Annotated in this window: 11 protein-coding genes and 1 pseudogene; 8 read left to right on the forward strand and 4 right to left on the reverse strand. The window is 73.6% G+C overall.

Annotated elements, in window-relative coordinates:
* The first annotated feature begins 128 nt into the window (after positions 1–128).
* A complete protein-coding gene (locus tag ACWDYF_RS01675; RefSeq protein WP_389464306.1) occupies positions 129–1,592 on the forward strand; it encodes an amino acid permease in 1,464 nt (487 codons plus the stop codon).
* A gap of 42 nt (positions 1,593–1,634) precedes the next feature.
* Positions 1,635–1,811, forward strand: a pseudogene (locus ACWDYF_RS01680) (Appr-1-p processing protein); the annotation flags it as partial.
* Between the two features lie 71 nt (positions 1,812–1,882).
* On the opposite strand, the gene ACWDYF_RS01685 reads toward ACWDYF_RS01680, so the two are convergent.
* Positions 1,883–3,379 carry a M1 family metallopeptidase gene (locus ACWDYF_RS01685; protein WP_381739290.1) on the reverse strand — a complete coding sequence of 499 codons (1,497 nt, stop codon included), beginning with the start codon at positions 3,377–3,379 and terminating at the stop codon, positions 1,883–1,885.
* Positions 3,380–3,595: 216 nt separating this feature from the next.
* Here ACWDYF_RS01685 and ACWDYF_RS01690 point away from each other — a divergent pair, with 216 nt between their 5' ends.
* Positions 3,596–5,569 (forward strand): Xaa-Pro dipeptidyl-peptidase, encoded by a 1,974-nt coding sequence (locus ACWDYF_RS01690; protein WP_389464304.1) that lies wholly within the window; start codon positions 3,596–3,598, stop codon positions 5,567–5,569.
* 724 nt (positions 5,570–6,293) lie between these two features.
* Here the strand turns inward: ACWDYF_RS01690 and ACWDYF_RS01695 are convergent.
* On the reverse strand, positions 6,294–7,259 hold the full coding sequence (locus ACWDYF_RS01695; protein ID WP_389463337.1) for an NAD(P)/FAD-dependent oxidoreductase: 966 nt from the start codon (positions 7,257–7,259) through the stop codon (positions 6,294–6,296).
* A gap of 106 nt (positions 7,260–7,365) precedes the next feature.
* Here ACWDYF_RS01695 and ACWDYF_RS01700 point away from each other — a divergent pair, with 106 nt between their 5' ends.
* Entirely contained in the window at positions 7,366–9,018 is a 1,653-nt protein-coding gene (locus ACWDYF_RS01700; RefSeq protein ID WP_389463339.1) for an ABC-F family ATP-binding cassette domain-containing protein, read from the forward strand.
* A 122-nt stretch (positions 9,019–9,140) separates the two neighbouring features.
* Positions 9,141–9,353, forward strand: coding sequence for a hypothetical protein (locus ACWDYF_RS01705; RefSeq protein ID WP_018568713.1), 213 nt, complete (start codon positions 9,141–9,143; stop codon positions 9,351–9,353).
* A 185-nt stretch (positions 9,354–9,538) separates the two neighbouring features.
* Here ACWDYF_RS01705 and ACWDYF_RS01710 read toward each other — a convergent pair whose 3' ends face one another.
* On the reverse strand, positions 9,539–11,935 hold the full coding sequence (locus ACWDYF_RS01710) for a Tex family protein (protein ID WP_389463343.1): 2,397 nt from the start codon (positions 11,933–11,935) through the stop codon (positions 9,539–9,541).
* A 216-nt stretch (positions 11,936–12,151) separates the two neighbouring features.
* On the opposite strand from ACWDYF_RS01710, the gene ACWDYF_RS01715 reads away from it, so the two are divergent.
* Positions 12,152–13,111 (forward strand): GlxA family transcriptional regulator, encoded by a 960-nt coding sequence (locus ACWDYF_RS01715; RefSeq protein WP_381739283.1) that lies wholly within the window; start codon positions 12,152–12,154, stop codon positions 13,109–13,111.
* A gap of 42 nt (positions 13,112–13,153) precedes the next feature.
* Positions 13,154–13,783 (forward strand): DJ-1/PfpI family protein, encoded by a 630-nt coding sequence (locus ACWDYF_RS01720; protein WP_381739281.1) that lies wholly within the window; start codon positions 13,154–13,156, stop codon positions 13,781–13,783.
* A gap of 9 nt (positions 13,784–13,792) precedes the next feature.
* Here the strand turns inward: ACWDYF_RS01720 and ACWDYF_RS01725 are convergent, their stop codons facing one another.
* Complete coding sequence (locus tag ACWDYF_RS01725; RefSeq protein ID WP_389463348.1) at positions 13,793–14,539, reverse strand: enoyl-CoA hydratase/isomerase family protein; 747 nt, start codon at positions 14,537–14,539, stop codon at positions 13,793–13,795.
* Positions 14,540–14,810: 271 nt separating this feature from the next.
* Here ACWDYF_RS01725 and ACWDYF_RS01730 point away from each other — a divergent pair, with 271 nt between their 5' ends.
* A complete protein-coding gene (locus ACWDYF_RS01730; protein WP_051115896.1) occupies positions 14,811–15,314 on the forward strand; it encodes an ATP-binding protein in 504 nt (167 codons plus the stop codon).
* Positions 15,315–15,319 lie beyond the last annotated feature (5 nt).

The following is a 15,319-nucleotide window of genomic DNA, read 5'->3' on the forward strand; positions in this document are numbered from 1 at the left end:
CGCATGAGAAGTGATCTCTCGGGGAAGCTGCTTGTCTGGCCTGTACCGCGTCCCCAGTGGTCCGAGCCGGAATTGTACGGACACCCGGGCGCACCTCTGCCCGGCCCCCAGAGAGTGGAAACCACCGCGTGAGCAAGGATTCCGTGCGCACGGCACAGGTCACCGGCGATACCCGGGCGACCGCCGCACCCGCCGACGCGGGTGACGCCGGGTACAGCAAGGACCTCAAGCACCGCCACGTCAACATGATCGCCATCGGCGGCGCGATCGGCACCGGCCTCTTCCTGGGCGCCGGCGGCCGGCTGCACACCGCCGGACCGGCGCTGGCGGTCGCCTACCTGGTCTGCGGCATCTTCGCGTTCTTCGTCGTACGCGCCCTCGGCGAACTGGTCCTGTACCGGCCCTCCTCCGGATCCTTCGTGTCGTACGCGCGCGAGTTCCTCGGCGAGAAGGGCGCCTACGTCGCCGGGTGGATGTACTTCCTGAACTGGTCGACGACCGGCATCGCCGACATCACCGCGATCGCCCTCTACACGCACTACTGGAGCCTGTTCACGCCCGTCCCGCAGTGGGTGCTGGCGCTGATCGCGCTCGCCGTCGTCCTCACCGTGAACCTGATCTCGGTGAAGATCTTCGGCGAGATGGAGTTCTGGTTCGCGATCGTCAAGGTGGCCACCCTGGTCGGCTTCATGCTGATCGGCATCTTCCTGCTGACCACGCAGCACCAGGTGGACGGCACGACGCCCGGCTGGAGCGTGATCAGCGACCACGGCGGCCTGCTGCCGCACGGCGCGATGCCGGTCGTCCTGGTCATGCAGGGCGTGATCTTCGCCTACGCCGCGCTGGAGCTGGTCGGTGTCGCCGCGGGCGAGACCGCGGAGCCGGAGAAGGTCGTCCCGCGCGCGGTGAACTCGATCATGTGGCGCGTCGCCCTGTTCTACGTCGGCTCGGTCGTGCTGCTCGCCCTGCTGCTGCCCGGCTCGGTCTACTCGGCCGGGGAGAGCCCCTTCGTCACGGTGCTGTCCAAGATCGGCGTGCCCGCCGCCGGTGACGTGATGAACCTCGTGGTGCTCACCGCGGCCATGTCCTCCCTGAACTCCGGTCTGTACTCCACCGGCCGGATCCTGCGCTCCATGGCGATGTCCGGCTCGGCCCCGAAGTTCACCCGCGTGATGAGCCGCAGCCAGGTCCCCTACGGCGGCATCCTGCTGACCTGCGCGGTCTGCGTGCTCGGCGTGGTGCTGAACTACCTGGTGCCCAGCCAGGCCTTCGAGATCGTGCTGAACGTCGCCTCGCTCGGCATCGTCAGCACCTGGGTGATCATCATGGTCTGCCACCTGGTCTTCGTCCGCCGGGCGAAGGCGGGCCTGCTCGACCGGCCGCACTTCCGCCTCCCGGGCAGCCCGGTCACCGAGAGCGTGACCATCGTCTTCCTGCTGGCCTGCCTGGGCCTGATGTGGAACGACCCCGACGTCGGCCGCAAGACCCTGCTCATGATCCCGCTGATCGCCGTGCTGCTGGTCGCCGGCTGGTTCGGGGTGCGCCGCCGCGTCACCGAGCAGGCCGCCGAGGCGCCGTCCCTCACGAAGTAGCAGGTCGGGGCCGCTGTCAGGGGCGGTCCGTACGGTGGCGTCATGTCGGAGATCAGGTATGTCCGGGGTGACGCCACCGCCCCGCGGGCAGCGGGCCCCAAGGTGATCGCCCCTGTCTGCGACGACCGGGGCGGCTGGGGCCGGGGCTTCGTGCTCGCGCTCTCCGACCGCTGCCCGGAGCCGGAGGCCGCGTACCGGGCCTGGTACCGCGACCGCGCCCTACGAGGCGATCGACACCGCCCCGGACCGCCCCCTAGCCCGCCGGGGGCCGGGAGCGGTCCGGTCGCGGGTCACCTGGCGTGGACGTCGTTCGTCGCCTCGATCTTCTTCCACGAGCGGGGCTGCGCCGGGGCGGCCCCGGCCGGGGCGGCGAAGGACGCCGCCCGTGCCGCGGGAGCGGCCGGCTTGACCGGCTGGAAGAGCCAGGTGTCGAAGAGCGCGGCCAGCGGCTTGCCGGACACCTGCTCGGCGTACTTCTGGAAGTCGGCCACGGAGGCGTTGCCGTAGGCGTGCTGCTGCGGCCAGCCCTTCAGCAGGGCGAAGAACGCCTTGTCACCGATCGCGTTGCGCAGCGCCTGGATGGCGACGGCACCCCGGTCGTAGACCGGCGCGTCGAACTGGTGGTCGGGGCCCGGGTCGCCCGGCTTCACCGTCCAGAAGGCGTCGTCCGCCGGGTGCGAGGCGTACACGTAGTCCGCCAGCTGCTGCGCCGTGCCCTCGCCCTCGTGCTCGGACCACAGCCACTGCGCGTACCGCGCGAAGCCCTCGTTGATCCAGATGTCCTTCCAGCCCTTGAGCGACACGCTGTCCCCGTACCACTGGTGGGCCAGCTCGTGCACCACCACGGAGGTGTTGGAGCCGTTGGCGAACTGCGCGGGGCTGTAGTAGACGCGGGTCTGCGTCTCCAGCGCGTACCCGGTGGTCGTGTTCGGCACGTAGCCGCCCGCCGAGCTGAACGGATACGGCCCGAAATAGCCGCTCAGCCAGTCGACGATCTCCCCGGTGCGCTCCACGCTCGCCCGCGCCGCGCCATCGTTGTCGCCGAGGTCCTTGCTGTAGGCGTTGACGATCGGGACACCGCCCTCGGAGGTGCCGGTGGTGATGTCGAACTTCCCGAGCGCGAGCGTGGACAGATAGGTCGCCTGCGGCTTGTTCTGCCGCCAGTTGTAGCGGGTCCAGCCCAGCTTGGAGGAGACCGACTGGAGGGTGCCGTTGGAGATCGCCTGCGTACCGTCCGGCACCGCCACCGACACGTCGTAGGTGGCCTTGTCGCCGGGGTGGTCGTTGCTCGGGAACCACCACCAGGCGGCCTCGGGCTCGTCCGCCGCGACGGCGCCGTCCGGGGTGCGGTGCCAGGTGGAGAAGCCGTACGCGCTCTTGGTGGAGGGCACACCGCGGTAGCGCACGACCACCGTGACCGGTGTGCCCTTGGCCAGCGGGCTCTTCGGCGTGACCACCAGCTCGTGCTGCCGGGCCGTGGTGAAGGCGGCCTTGGTCCCGTTGACCCGCACCTCGCTCACGTCCAGCAGGAAGTCCAGGTCGAAGCTGGACAGGTCCTGCGTGGTCCGCGCCGAGATCGTCGCGGTGCCCTCCAGCTCGTCCGTCGCGGGCTGGTACGTCAGCCGGAGGTCGTAGTGGGAGACGTCGTAGCCGCCGTTGCCGTAGTCGGGGTAGTAGGGGTCGCCGAAGCCCGGCGCGCCGGGGGAGTGGCTCGCGGCCGACGCCGGGATCGCCAGCAGGAGGGAGGCCGCCGCCAGAGTGCCCGGCACGATGATTCTGCGGTGCACGTCAGCTCCAAGTCTTAGGGGGACGAGGTCTGTTCGGAGCCTATTGAGTCCCTGTGACACCAGCCATGTCCATGGCCACCGCTGTCACAAGATCGCCATTCGGCCGTCATGAGCGAAACACTCTCGTGCTCCTGTGGTCCCTTTCGTCACCCCTGTCCCGGCGACACGTCAGCTTCCCTCTTCTGCACGGCAGTTGCCCCCTGTACCGTCCCGCTCATGCCGAACAGCATGCGCATGACCACCTGGAGAACGCTCGCCGTGGCGGCCGTCGCCGTCCTGGCGGCCGTCCTCCTCAGCCCGGCGGCGCACGCCGCCCACCAGGACGCCCGCGGCCCCCGCGAGAGCCGGCCCGTCTACTCCTACGCCGACGCCGTCCGCGAGTCCGTCTGGGTCGACACCGGACTCGACGGGGACGGCGACGGGAAGTCCGACCGCGTCGCCGCCGACATCGTCCGGCCCCGGGAAGCGGCCCAGCAGGGCCGCAAGGTGCCCGTGATCATGGACGCCAGCCCCTACTACTCCTGCTGCGGACGCGGCAACGAGAGCCAGCTGAAGACGTACGACGCGGACGGCCACGTCGTGCAGATGCCCCTGAACTACGACAACTACTTCGTGCCGCGCGGCTACGCCTTCGTCGGCGTCGACCTGACCGGCACCAACCGCTCGGACGGCTGCGTCGACGTCGGCGGCCGCTCCGACATCCAGTCGGCCAAGGCCGTCGTCGACTGGCTCAACGGCCGCGCCAGGGCCTACAGCACCCGCACCGGCACCACCCCCGTCAAGGCCACCTGGACCGACGGGAAGACCGGCATGATCGGCAAGAGCTGGGACGGCACCATCGCCAACGGCGTGGCCGCCACCGGCGTCAAGGGCCTGAAGACCATCGTGCCGATCAGCGCCATCTCCTCCTGGTACGACTACTACTTCTCCCAGGGCGCCCCGCTGTACGGCTCGGGCCCCGAATGGCTCTCCGACGCCGTCGAGAGCGACGCCGCGCACGCCCACTGCGCCGCCGTGCAGCAGAAACTCGTCGACGGCGCCCCGCGCAACGGCGACTGGACCTCCCTGTGGTCCGAGCGCGACTACGTCAAGGACGCGGGCAAGGTCCGGGCCAGCGTCTTCGTCGTGCACGGCATGCAGGACCTCAACGTCCGCACCAAGAACTTCGGCCAGTGGTGGGACGCCCTCGCCGCCCATGGCGTGGAGCGCAAGATCTGGCTCTCCCAGACCGGCCACGTCGACCCGTTCGACTACCGCCGCGGCGCCTGGGTCGACACCCTGCACCGCTGGTTCGACCACGAACTCCTCGGCTACGACAACGGTATCGACCGCGAACCCATGGCCGACGTCGAACGCCACCCCGACCAGTGGGAGACCAGCCCCCTCTGGCCGCCGCGCGGCACCGCGACGACCACCCTGCGCCCCGCGCCCGGCACCCGCGCGGGCGTCGGCACCCTCGGTCTGCGGCCCGCCCGGGGCACGGAGAAATTCACCGACGACCCGAAGCGCAGCGAGACCGACTGGGCCGCGCAGATCGACAGTCCGACTCCGGACAAGGCCGGGTTCGTCACCGGTCCGCTCACCCGCGACCTGCGGCTGTCCGGCTCCTCACAGGTCACCGTGACCGCCACGTCCACCACCGCGAGCGCCCATCTGTCCGCCGTCCTCGTGGACATCGGCCCCGACACCATCCGCGACTACACCGACGGCGGCGAGGGCATCACCACGCTCACCGACCGCACCTGCTGGGGCGCGAGCACCGCCGGTGACAGCGCCTGCTACCTGGAGACGGCCGCGAAGACGACCGCGGTCGGCTTCACCGTCGTCAGCCGCGGCTGGGCCGACCTCGGCCACCGCACCCCGCAGGGCAAGGGCGGCCCGCTCGTCCCGGGCAAGGCGTACACGCTCACGCTCGACCTGGCCGCGACCGACCACGTCGTGCCCCGGGGCCACCGCCTGGCGCTGATCGTCGCGGGCACGGACAAGGACCTCATCGATCCGCCGTCCACCACCCCGACCCTCACCCTGGACCTGTCGCGCACCTCGGCCGCCCTCCCGCTGGTCGGCGGCGCACCCGCGTTCACCCGCGCCACCGCCGCCGCCTCTGCCACGACCGGCCGCACCGTGTCCCCGCACGCCCTGACCGGCCTGCGCGCCCCGCACACCACCCACCCGCTGCCCGGCCGGTGACGGCCCGGCACTGACACGCGCCGCGAGCGCGCCGAACGAACGGGGGCGGCCGGACCGACGGGTCCGGCCGCCCCTCGCGTCGGCCGGTGCCGCGTGCCGGGCCCGCCGGTCCGGCACGCGGCACCGGCCGACAGCCTTGCCACGGGCCTGCCTCCCTCTCCGGCACGGCCGGACGGTGTTCCCGCGCCCTGACCGGCCTGCTCGCCCCGCGCTCGGCCCTCCGCACGGCTCATCCGGTGCCCGGCCGGTGACGGCCCCGGCACCGAGCGGCGTCGCGACCGCGCCGGAGGCGGGCCCGGCGACCTCCCTGTCCACCGCCCGCACCACCCGGTCCGGCCGGTCCGGCGCACGGCACCGACCGGCAGCCGCCCTGAGACCCCCGCTCTCTCCGCCACGTCCGGGCCGCGTCCCTGCGCGCCCTGACCGGCCTGCTCGCCCCGCGCGCGCCTTCTCGTCCGCCGGACCGGCGCGCGCGCCGCCGGTCCGTGCCCGCGCCCGTGCCGTCGCGCGCTCCGGCGCCGGGCCGCACGCGTCCGCCTACACGTCCGCCCGCATCAAACCGGCGCACCTGCCCCCGCGCACCGCCGTCCCGCCGGGTCGAGCGGGTGACACCGCGCCGCGCACCGCGCGTACCGCTCACGCGCGGACCGGGCGGGTGCCCTCCCGCGTCCGCCGCCCGGCCGGGTCCGGGCTGCCGTCACGCGGGCGCGGTCGCGAGGCGCGGTCAGTTCGAAGGGGCCGGGACCGCGAGGCCGGCGGCGCGCCGCGCGCAGCCCCAGGCCACGGTCACTCCCGCGCCGCCGTGGCCGTAGTTGTGCACCAGGGTCCGGCCGTCCGGCAGGGTCTCGCGCTCCAGGCGTACGCCGGTGCGCCGCGCCGGGCGCAGACCGACCCGGTGTGCCAGCACCCGCGCACCGGCGATCTCCGGCCGCAGGACCGCGCACCGGGCGACGATCCGCTCGGCCACCGCCGGATCCGGCTCCGTCGACCAGTCGTCCTCCTCGGCCGTCCCGCCGAGCAGGAGACCGCCCGGCTGCGGGATGTAGTAGACCGACTCCGCCGAGACGTCGTCGACGGCGGTCAGCCAGGTCGTGACCCCCGGGTTCTCCACGACCACCAGCTGCCCGCGCACCGGATGCACCTCCGGATCGGGAACGAGATCGCGCGCCCCGAGCCCGGTGCAGTTCACCACCACCGGGGCGTCCACGGCGGCCAGATCCGGCACCGCCCGCTCCTGGAGCACCCCGCCCGCCGCGCGCAGCCGCTCCCGCAGCCACGGCAGATGAACCGACATGTCGACCACCGGCAGCCGCGCCCACAGCGCCGTACCCGCGTACTCCCCGGCGCGCGCCGGGCGCAGCCCCGGCACCCGCGCCGCCCACGGCCCGAGCCCGTCCAGCCGGGTCCCGCCGTGCACGCCCTCGACCATCCGCACGCCGGTCTCCTCGGGGCGCGCGGCCAGCTCCGTGTACCTGTCCAGGGTGTGCAGCGCCCACTCCCCGACGAGCGCCTCCGGCTCGATCCGGTACGGCCACCACAGGCCGCCGGCCACCGCCGAGGTCGTTTGCTCGGCGGGCTCGCGCGTCCACACCCGCACCCGCCTGCCGCTCTCGGCCAGCACCACGGCGGTGGTCAGTCCTATGACCCCGCCGCCGACCACCACCACATCGCCGCTCAGTTCACCGTTCATCCCGGGACCGTAGCCGAAGGCGCCTGGGCGCGCCCGGCCGGATCCCGTGCCCGGCCCGCACCGGGCTGCGGGCCGGGCACCGCCAGGCCCTAAGATCGGCCCTCTGATGACTGCCACCCTCGTCGCCAAGAACCTTGCCGCCGGACACGGCGACCGCGCGCTGTTCACCGGGCTCGACCTCGTCGTCGCCCCCTCGGACGTGATCGGTCTCGTCGGCGCCAACGGCGCGGGCAAGTCCACGCTGCTGCGGATCCTCGCCGGACTGGCCGCGCCCGAGCAGGGCGACCTCGCGCTCTCCCCGCCGACCGCGACCGTCGGCCACCTGCCCCAGGAGCCCGAACGCCGCCCCGGCGAGACCGTACGGGAGTTCCTGGGCCGCCGCACCGGGGTCGCCGCCGCCCAGCGCGCCATGGACGAGGCCACCCAGGCGCTCGTCGACGGTGCCCCGGGCGCGGACGACGCCTACGCCGCCGCTCTGGACCGCTGGCTCGGCCTCGGCGGCGCCGACCTCGACGAGCGCGCCGAGGAGACCACCGGCTCGCTCGGTCTCGCCGTCGACCTGGACCAGGCCATGACATCCCTGTCGGGCGGCCAGGCGGCCCGCGCCGGGCTCGCTTCCCTGCTGCTCTCCCGCTACGACGTCTTCCTGCTCGACGAACCGACCAACGACCTGGACCTGGACGGCCTGGACCGGCTCGAACGCTTCGTCACCGGTCTGCGCGCGGGCACGGTCGTCGTCAGCCACGACCGCGAGTTCCTCACCCGCACCGTCACCAAGGTCCTCGAACTCGACCTCGCCCAGCGGCAGATCAACCTCTACGGCGGCGGCTACGCGGCCTATCTGGAGGAGCGCGAGGTCGCCCGCCGGCACGCCCGCGACGACTACGAGGAGTACGCCGACAAGAAGGCGGCCCTCCAGGAGCGCGCGCAGACGCAGCGGGCCTGGATGGACAAGGGCGTGAAGAACGCCCGGCGCAAGGCGGGAAGCGACAACGACAAGATCGGCCGCAAGTTCCGCAGCGAGGCCAGCGAGAAGCAGGCCGCCAAGGCCCGCCAGACCCAGCGCATGATCGAACGCCTGGAGACCGTGGAGGAGCCCCGCAAGGAGTGGGAGCTGCACATGGAGATCGCGGCGGCCCCCCGCTCGGGCGCGGTCGTCGCGACCCTGCGCGACGCGGAGGTGCGGCGCGGCTCCTTCGTGCTCGGTCCCGTCTCCCTCCAGATCGACTGGGCGGACCGGGTGGCGGTCACCGGGGCCAACGGCGCGGGCAAGTCGACCCTGCTGGCCGCGCTGCTGGGCCGCCTTCCGCTGGACGCGGGGCACGCGGCCCTCGGCTCCGGCGTCCTGGTCGGCGAGGTCGACCAGGCCCGGCACCTGTTCCACGGTTCCGAATCGCTGCTGGACGCCTTTCGCGCGGCCGTCCCGGACACCGAGCCCGCCGACGTGCGCACCCTGCTCGCCAAGTTCGGCCTGAAGGCGGACCACGTGCTGCGCTCCGCCGCGACGCTCTCGCCGGGCGAGCGCACCAGGGCCGCGCTCGCCCTCCTCCAGGGCAGGGGCGTCAATCTGCTCGTCCTGGACGAGCCGACCAACCACCTGGACCTGCCCGCCATCGAGCAGCTGGAGTCCGCCCTGGACGCCTACGAGGGCACTCTCCTGCTGGTGACCCACGACCGGCGCATGCTGCGGGCCGTCCGCACCACCCGCCGCCTGGAGGTCGTGGACGGCAAGGTGAGCGAGTACCCGGGCGCGTTCTGAGGGCCGGGCACGGCGGCGGACCCGGGAGGCGCCCACCGGGGCCGTACCCACGGGGCTTTACACTCGGCAACCGTTGTCCAGCGCACAGAGACCGCACCGCAGACCGAAAGGCATGGTTGTCCATGTTCCAGGACGCGCCCATCTACCACCAACTCGTCGCCGAACGCGGGGACGTGCCCGCCCGGGTCCGTGACGCGGCGACGAGCATACGGAGGGAGCTCGACCAGGTGATGCGGACGGGCCAGCCGTCGGGCGCCTTCGAGCCCGGCCCCGCCGGACGCGGCGCCGGTCCCCGCGCGCACTCCGCGCTGCCCCCCGGCCAGGGCCCGCGCTGACGTCCCGCAGCGCCGCCGGGTCTCCCCGGCCCCGTCGCACCCGGCCCGTCCCGTCCGCGTGTCCCAGGCAGTGACACGCACCGGACGGTGGACGGCCGGCCGCGCCGGGGCCTTTTCGGGGGCCGCAGGACCACCGGGCCCGGACCGCGCCGCCGCACGGCGGCACGGTCCGGGCCCGCGGTGCGTCAGCGGCGGCCCTTGTCCCCGCCGTTCAGCAGACCCGCGCGGCGCAGCGCGTCCGCCATGGCGCTGTTGGCCGGCGGCGTCTGACGCGCACCGCCGCCGCCCCCACCGCCGCCGCGCCCCTGGCCCTGGCCCTGCCGCTGCTGCGGCGGCCGCCCGCCGCGCTGCCTGCGCGCCTCACCGCCGCCGCCCTGGCCCTGCTGCCGCTCCTGCGGAGCCGCCGTGTCGTCCAGGCGCAGCGTCAGCGAGATCCGCTTGCGCGGGATGTCGACGTCCAGGACCTTCACCTTGACGATGTCACCGGGCTTGACCACGTCCCGCGGGTCCTTGACGAACGTCCTCGACATCGCGGAGACATGCACCAGGCCGTCCTGGTGGACGCCGACGTCCACGAACGCGCCGAAGGCCGCCACATTCGTCACCACGCCCTCCAGCACCATCCCGGAGGACAGGTCGGAGATCTTCTCCACGCCCTCCTTGAAGGTGGCCGTCCGGAAGGCGGGCCGCGGGTCGCGCCCCGGCTTCTCCAGCTCCTTGAGGATGTCGGAGACCGTGGGCAGACCGAAGGTGTCGTCGACGAAGTCGGCCGGGCGCAGCGCGCGCAGCACGCCCGTGTTGCCCACGAGGGAGGCCACCTCCTGGCCCGCCGTCTTCACCATGCGGCGCACCACCGGATACGCCTCCGGGTGGACGCTGGAGGCGTCCAGCGGGTCGTCGCCGCCGCGGATCCGCAGGAAGCCCGCGCACTGCTCGTACGCCTTGGGGCCGAGCCGGGAGACCTTCTTCAGCTGGGCGCGCGAGGTGAAGGGGCCGTTGGCGTCGCGGTGCGACACGATGTTCTCGGCGAGGCCCGAGGTGATGCCGGAGACCCGCGCGAGCAGCGGCACGGACGCCGTGTTGACGTCCACGCCCACGCCGTTCACACAGTCCTCGACCACCGCGTCCAGGGAGCGGGACAGCTTCACCTCGGACAGGTCGTGCTGGTACTGGCCGACGCCGATCGACTTCGGGTCGATCTTCACCAGCTCGGCCAGCGGGTCCTGGAGGCGGCGCGCGATGGACACCGCGCCGCGCAGCGACACGTCCATGCCGGGCAGCTCCTGCGAGGCATAGGCGGAGGCCGAGTACACCGAGGCGCCCGCCTCCGACACCATCACCTTGGTGAGGTTCAGCTCCGGGTGCCTGCTGATCAGGTCGGCGGCGAGCTTGTCGGTCTCCCGCGAGGCCGTGCCGTTCCCGATGGCGACCAGCTCGACCGCGTGCTCCCTGGCCAGCCGCGCCAGCGTGGCGATGGACTGGTCCCACTTGTTGGCCGGGACGTGCGGGTGGATCACGTCCGTGGCGACGGCCTTGCCGGTCGCGTCGACCACGGCGACCTTCACGCCCGTACGGAAGCCCGGGTCCAGGCCGAGCGTGGTGCGGGTGCCGGCCGGGGCGGCCAGCAGCAGGTCGCGCAGGTTGGCCGCGAACACGTCCACCGCCTCGTCCTCGGCGGCCGTGCGCAGCCGCAGCCGCAGGTCGATGCCGAGATGGACGAGGATCCGGGTGCGCCAGGCCCAGCGGACCGTGTCCTTCAGCCACTCGTCGGCGGGCCGCCCGCGGTCGGCGATGCCGAAGCGGTGCGCCACCGTCCCCTCGTACGAGGACGGTCCCTCGGTGGCCTCCTCGGGCTCCAGGACGAGGTCGAGGACCTCCTCCTTCTCGCCGCGCAGCATCGCGAGGATCCGGTGCGAGGGCAGGTCGGTGAACGGCTCGGCGAAGTCGAAGTAGTCGGCGAACTTCGCGCCCGCCTCCTCCTTGCCCTCGCGCACCTTCGCGGCCAGCCGCCCGCGCGTCCACATGCGCTCGCGCAGCTCGCCGATCAGGTCGGCGTCCTCGGAGAACCGCTCGGTGAGGATCGCGCGGGCCCCGTCCAGGGCGGCCTGCGGATCGGCGACGCCCTTGTCCGCGTCCACGAACGCCGCCGCCGCAGCCGACGGTTCGACACCCGGGTCGCCGAGCAGGCCGTCCGCCAGCGGTTCGAGGCCCGCCTCGCGCGCGATCTGCGCCTTGGTGCGCCGCTTCGGCTTGAACGGCAGGTAGATGTCCTCCAGCCGCGCCTTGGTCTCGGCGCCGCGGATCCGCGCCTCCAGCTCGTCGGTGAGCCTGCCCTGCTCGCGCACCGACTCCAGGATCGCGGCCCGCCGGTCCTCCAGCTCCCGCAGATAGCGCAGCCGCTCCTCGATCGTGCGCAGCTGCGCGTCGTCGAGCGTCTCGGTGGCCTCCTTGCGGTAGCGGGCGATGAAGGGCACCGTCGAACCGCCGTCGAGCAGCTCCACGGCGGCCTTGACCTGCCGCTCCCGTACGCCGAGTTCCTCGGCGATCCTGCCTTCGATGGACCCTGTGAGGGGTGTCGTCACGTTCCCGTACCGCCTTCTCCACTTCGGGTTGCGCGGCAATTGTGGCAGGCGGCACCGACAAGCGGGGGACAGGGCGGTGTCCGGCGGGGCGCGTCGCGCGCCCGGACCGCGCCGCACGCGCTGCGCGCGCCCCGCCGGGCGTCCGCCGGGCGCATGGCAGGAAAGGTGGGAAATCCGTCGTTGCGGCCGTCGGCGGGGCCGCCGAGAATCGGGACCATGGCGCAGCGAACCGTTCTCTTCGTCCTCTTCGACGGCGTGCAGAGCCTGGACGTCACCGGCCCCCTGGAGGTCTTCGCCGGTGCCGAGAAGCACGCCCCCGGCAGCTACCGCGTCCGCACGGCCTCCCTGGACGGCGCACCCGTCCGTACCTCCAGCGGTCTGAACGTCGTACCGGACTCCTCGCTCGAAGAGGCGCCCGCTCCGCACACCCTGGTCCTGCCCGGCGGCGAGGGCACCCGCAGGCCCGATCCGCGCCTGGTCGACTGGGTGCGCGGACAGGGGCCGCGCGCGGCCCGGCTGGTCTCGGTGTGCACCGGCGCGATCCTGCTGGCCCGAGCGGGCCTGCTGGACGGCCGCCGGTGCACCACCCACTGGGCGTACTGCGCCACCCTGGCCCGCGACCACCCGGCCGTGCGGGTCGAGGCCGATCCGATCTTCGTACGGGACGGCACGGTGTCGACCTCGGCCGGGGTCACCGCGGGGATCGACCTGGCGCTCGCGCTCGTCGAGGAGGATCTGGGCCGGGACACCGCGCTCCGCGTCGCCCGCCATCTGGTGGTGTTCCTGCGCAGGCCGGGCAACCAGGCCCAGTTCAGCGCCCAGCTCACCGCCCAGACGGCGCACCGCGACCCGCTCCGGGACCTCCAGCAGTGGATCACCGAGCACCCGGACGGCGACCTGGGCGTGGACGCGCTGGCCGCCCGCGCGGCCCTCTCGCCGCGCCACTTCGCCCGTGCCTTCCGCGCCGAGACGGGCATGACGCCCGGCCGGTACGTCGACCGGGTCCGGCTCGAACACGCCCGGCGGCTGCTGGAGGACACCGCCGACGGCGTCGAGGAGATCTCCCGGGCCAGCGGCTACGGCACGCCCGAGGCCATGCGGCGCGCCTTCGTCCGCACCCTGGGCGCCGCCCCGGCGGAGTACCGCCGCCGCTTCCGCCCCGCCCCCACCGCCTGACCGCCCCGCGCACACCACACGCCCCCCACCGGAGGGAACACCATGCAGATCGCCATCGTCCTCTACGACCACTTCACCGCCCTGGACGCCGTGGGCCCCTACGAGACGCTGGGCCGGCTGCCCGGGGCGGACACCGTCTTCGTCGCCGAGCGGACCGGGCCCGTGCGCGCCGACACCGACAACCTCGCCCTGAGCGCCGACCGCACCCTGGCCGACGTACCGTCCCCCGACGTCGTGGTCGTGCCGGGCGGCCCCGGGCAGCGGACCCAGATGGACAACCCGGTGCTCCTGGACTGGCTGCGCGCCGCCGACGCGACCACCACCTGGACCACCTCGGTCTGCACCGGCTCCCTGCTGCTGGGCGCCGCCGGGCTGCTGCGCGGCCGGCGCGCCACCTCGCACTGGCTGGCCCTCGACCACCTCGGGACCCTCGGTGCCGAGCCCACCGGCGAGCGGGTGGTGACCGACGGCAAGTACGTCACCGCCGCCGGTGTCTCGGCCGGCATCGACATGGGCCTGACCCTGCTCGGCCGGATCGCGGGCGACGAGCGGGCACAGGCCGTCCAGCTCCTGATCGAGTACGACCCCCAGCCGCCCTACGACGCCGGATCCCCGCAGAAGGCGCCCGCCCACCTGGTGGCGGAGCTTCGCGGCGCCGGACGCGCGCGCTGACCCGGAGCCCTACCCGGCGCTCCAGGTGAAGCGCGGTGCCCTGCGCTCCAGGAAGGCGGCGACCCCTTCGGCGGTGTCGCCGCTGCCGCGTGCCTCGGCGCTCCAGTGGGCCTCCCGGCCGGTGCGGCCGTCCGCGAACTCCTTGGCCGCGGCCTGCGTCAGCTGCGAGCGCGCGGCCAGCACGCCGGTGAACTCCGCGACCCGCTTGCCGAGCCCGCCCTCGGGCAGCACCTCGTCGACGAGACCGGTGCGCAGCGCCCGCCACGCGTCGATCAGCTCGCCGGAGAAGAGCAGGTACTTGGTGGTGGCCGGGCCCACCAGGGACACCAGCCGCCGGGTCGCGGAGGCGGGATAGACGATGCCGAGCTTCGCCGGGGTCACCCCGAACAGCGCGCCCTCCTCGGCGAACCGCAGGTCGCAGGCGGCCGCGAGCTGGGCGCCGCCGCCGACGCAGTGTCCGCGCACCGCCGCCAGGGTCGGCTTGGGGAAGGCGGCGAGCGCCTCCTCGGCCGCCACCGCCAGCGTCTGCGCCTCCTCGGGCGAGCGCCGGAGCGTGGAGATGTCCGCCCCGGCGCAGAACGTCCCGTCCGCGCCGGTCAGCACCAGGACCCGTACGCCCGGATCGGCGGCCAGGCGGTCCAGGAGCGGTGGCAGCGCGCGCCACATCGCGGCCGTCATGGCGTTGCGCTTGGCCGGGTGGCGGACGACGACGGTGGCGACCGCGTCGGTGACGTCGTGCAGCAGCTGCGGCTCCATGGCCCGGATGCTATCGGGGCGACCAGGTGTGCGAACGGGACGGGTACGACCGCGCTCCCCGGGCGGCGGCGCCCGTACGATCCGTACAACCCGAAGAGTTCGCAAACGCGGCACCGACTGAGCAGAACCGTTTCTCTGAGGGGCCGGAACAGCCAGGAACGATCGGGACGCGCCGGATACCGGCCGACTTGCGTCAGTCCTTGGGGATGAGCGCCGCGTTACCAACACTCGACGTGTGGTGACAATCGAGCGCGAGGGCGGCGACCGGACGATGGACGACCAGGGGCGCGGGAACGGACCGCGCCCGGCAGGCGGCACGGGAGCCCCGCCGACCGGAACACCGCCGCATCCGCTGCCGTACGAGGGCGTCTGGCGCTTCACCGCGCCCGCCGTCGACGCCTCCGTCCCGCAGGCCCGGCACGCCGTGCGCGATCTGCTGCTGCGCCAGCGGGTGCCGGTCTCCGACGACCTGGTGCACGGACTGCTGCTGATCGTGTCCGAGCTGGTCACGAACGCGGTGCGGCACGCGGCGGTGGTGTCGCCGGTGCTCGCCGTCGAGGTGGCCGTCGGCGCCGAGTGGCTGCGGATCTCCGTGGAGGACGACCACCCCTACCGGCCGACCGCGCTGGAGACCGACCACGGCCGCACCGGCGGACGCGGGCTGCTGCTGGTGCGCGAGATCGCCCGGGAGGCGGGCGGGGTCTGCGACGTCCAGCACACGGCGGGCGGCGGCAAGGTGATCTGGGCCGCCCTGCCGCTCACCCTCGCGCCGTAGCCGCA

It is taken from the genome of Streptomyces sp. NPDC003284, assembly GCF_053589675.1.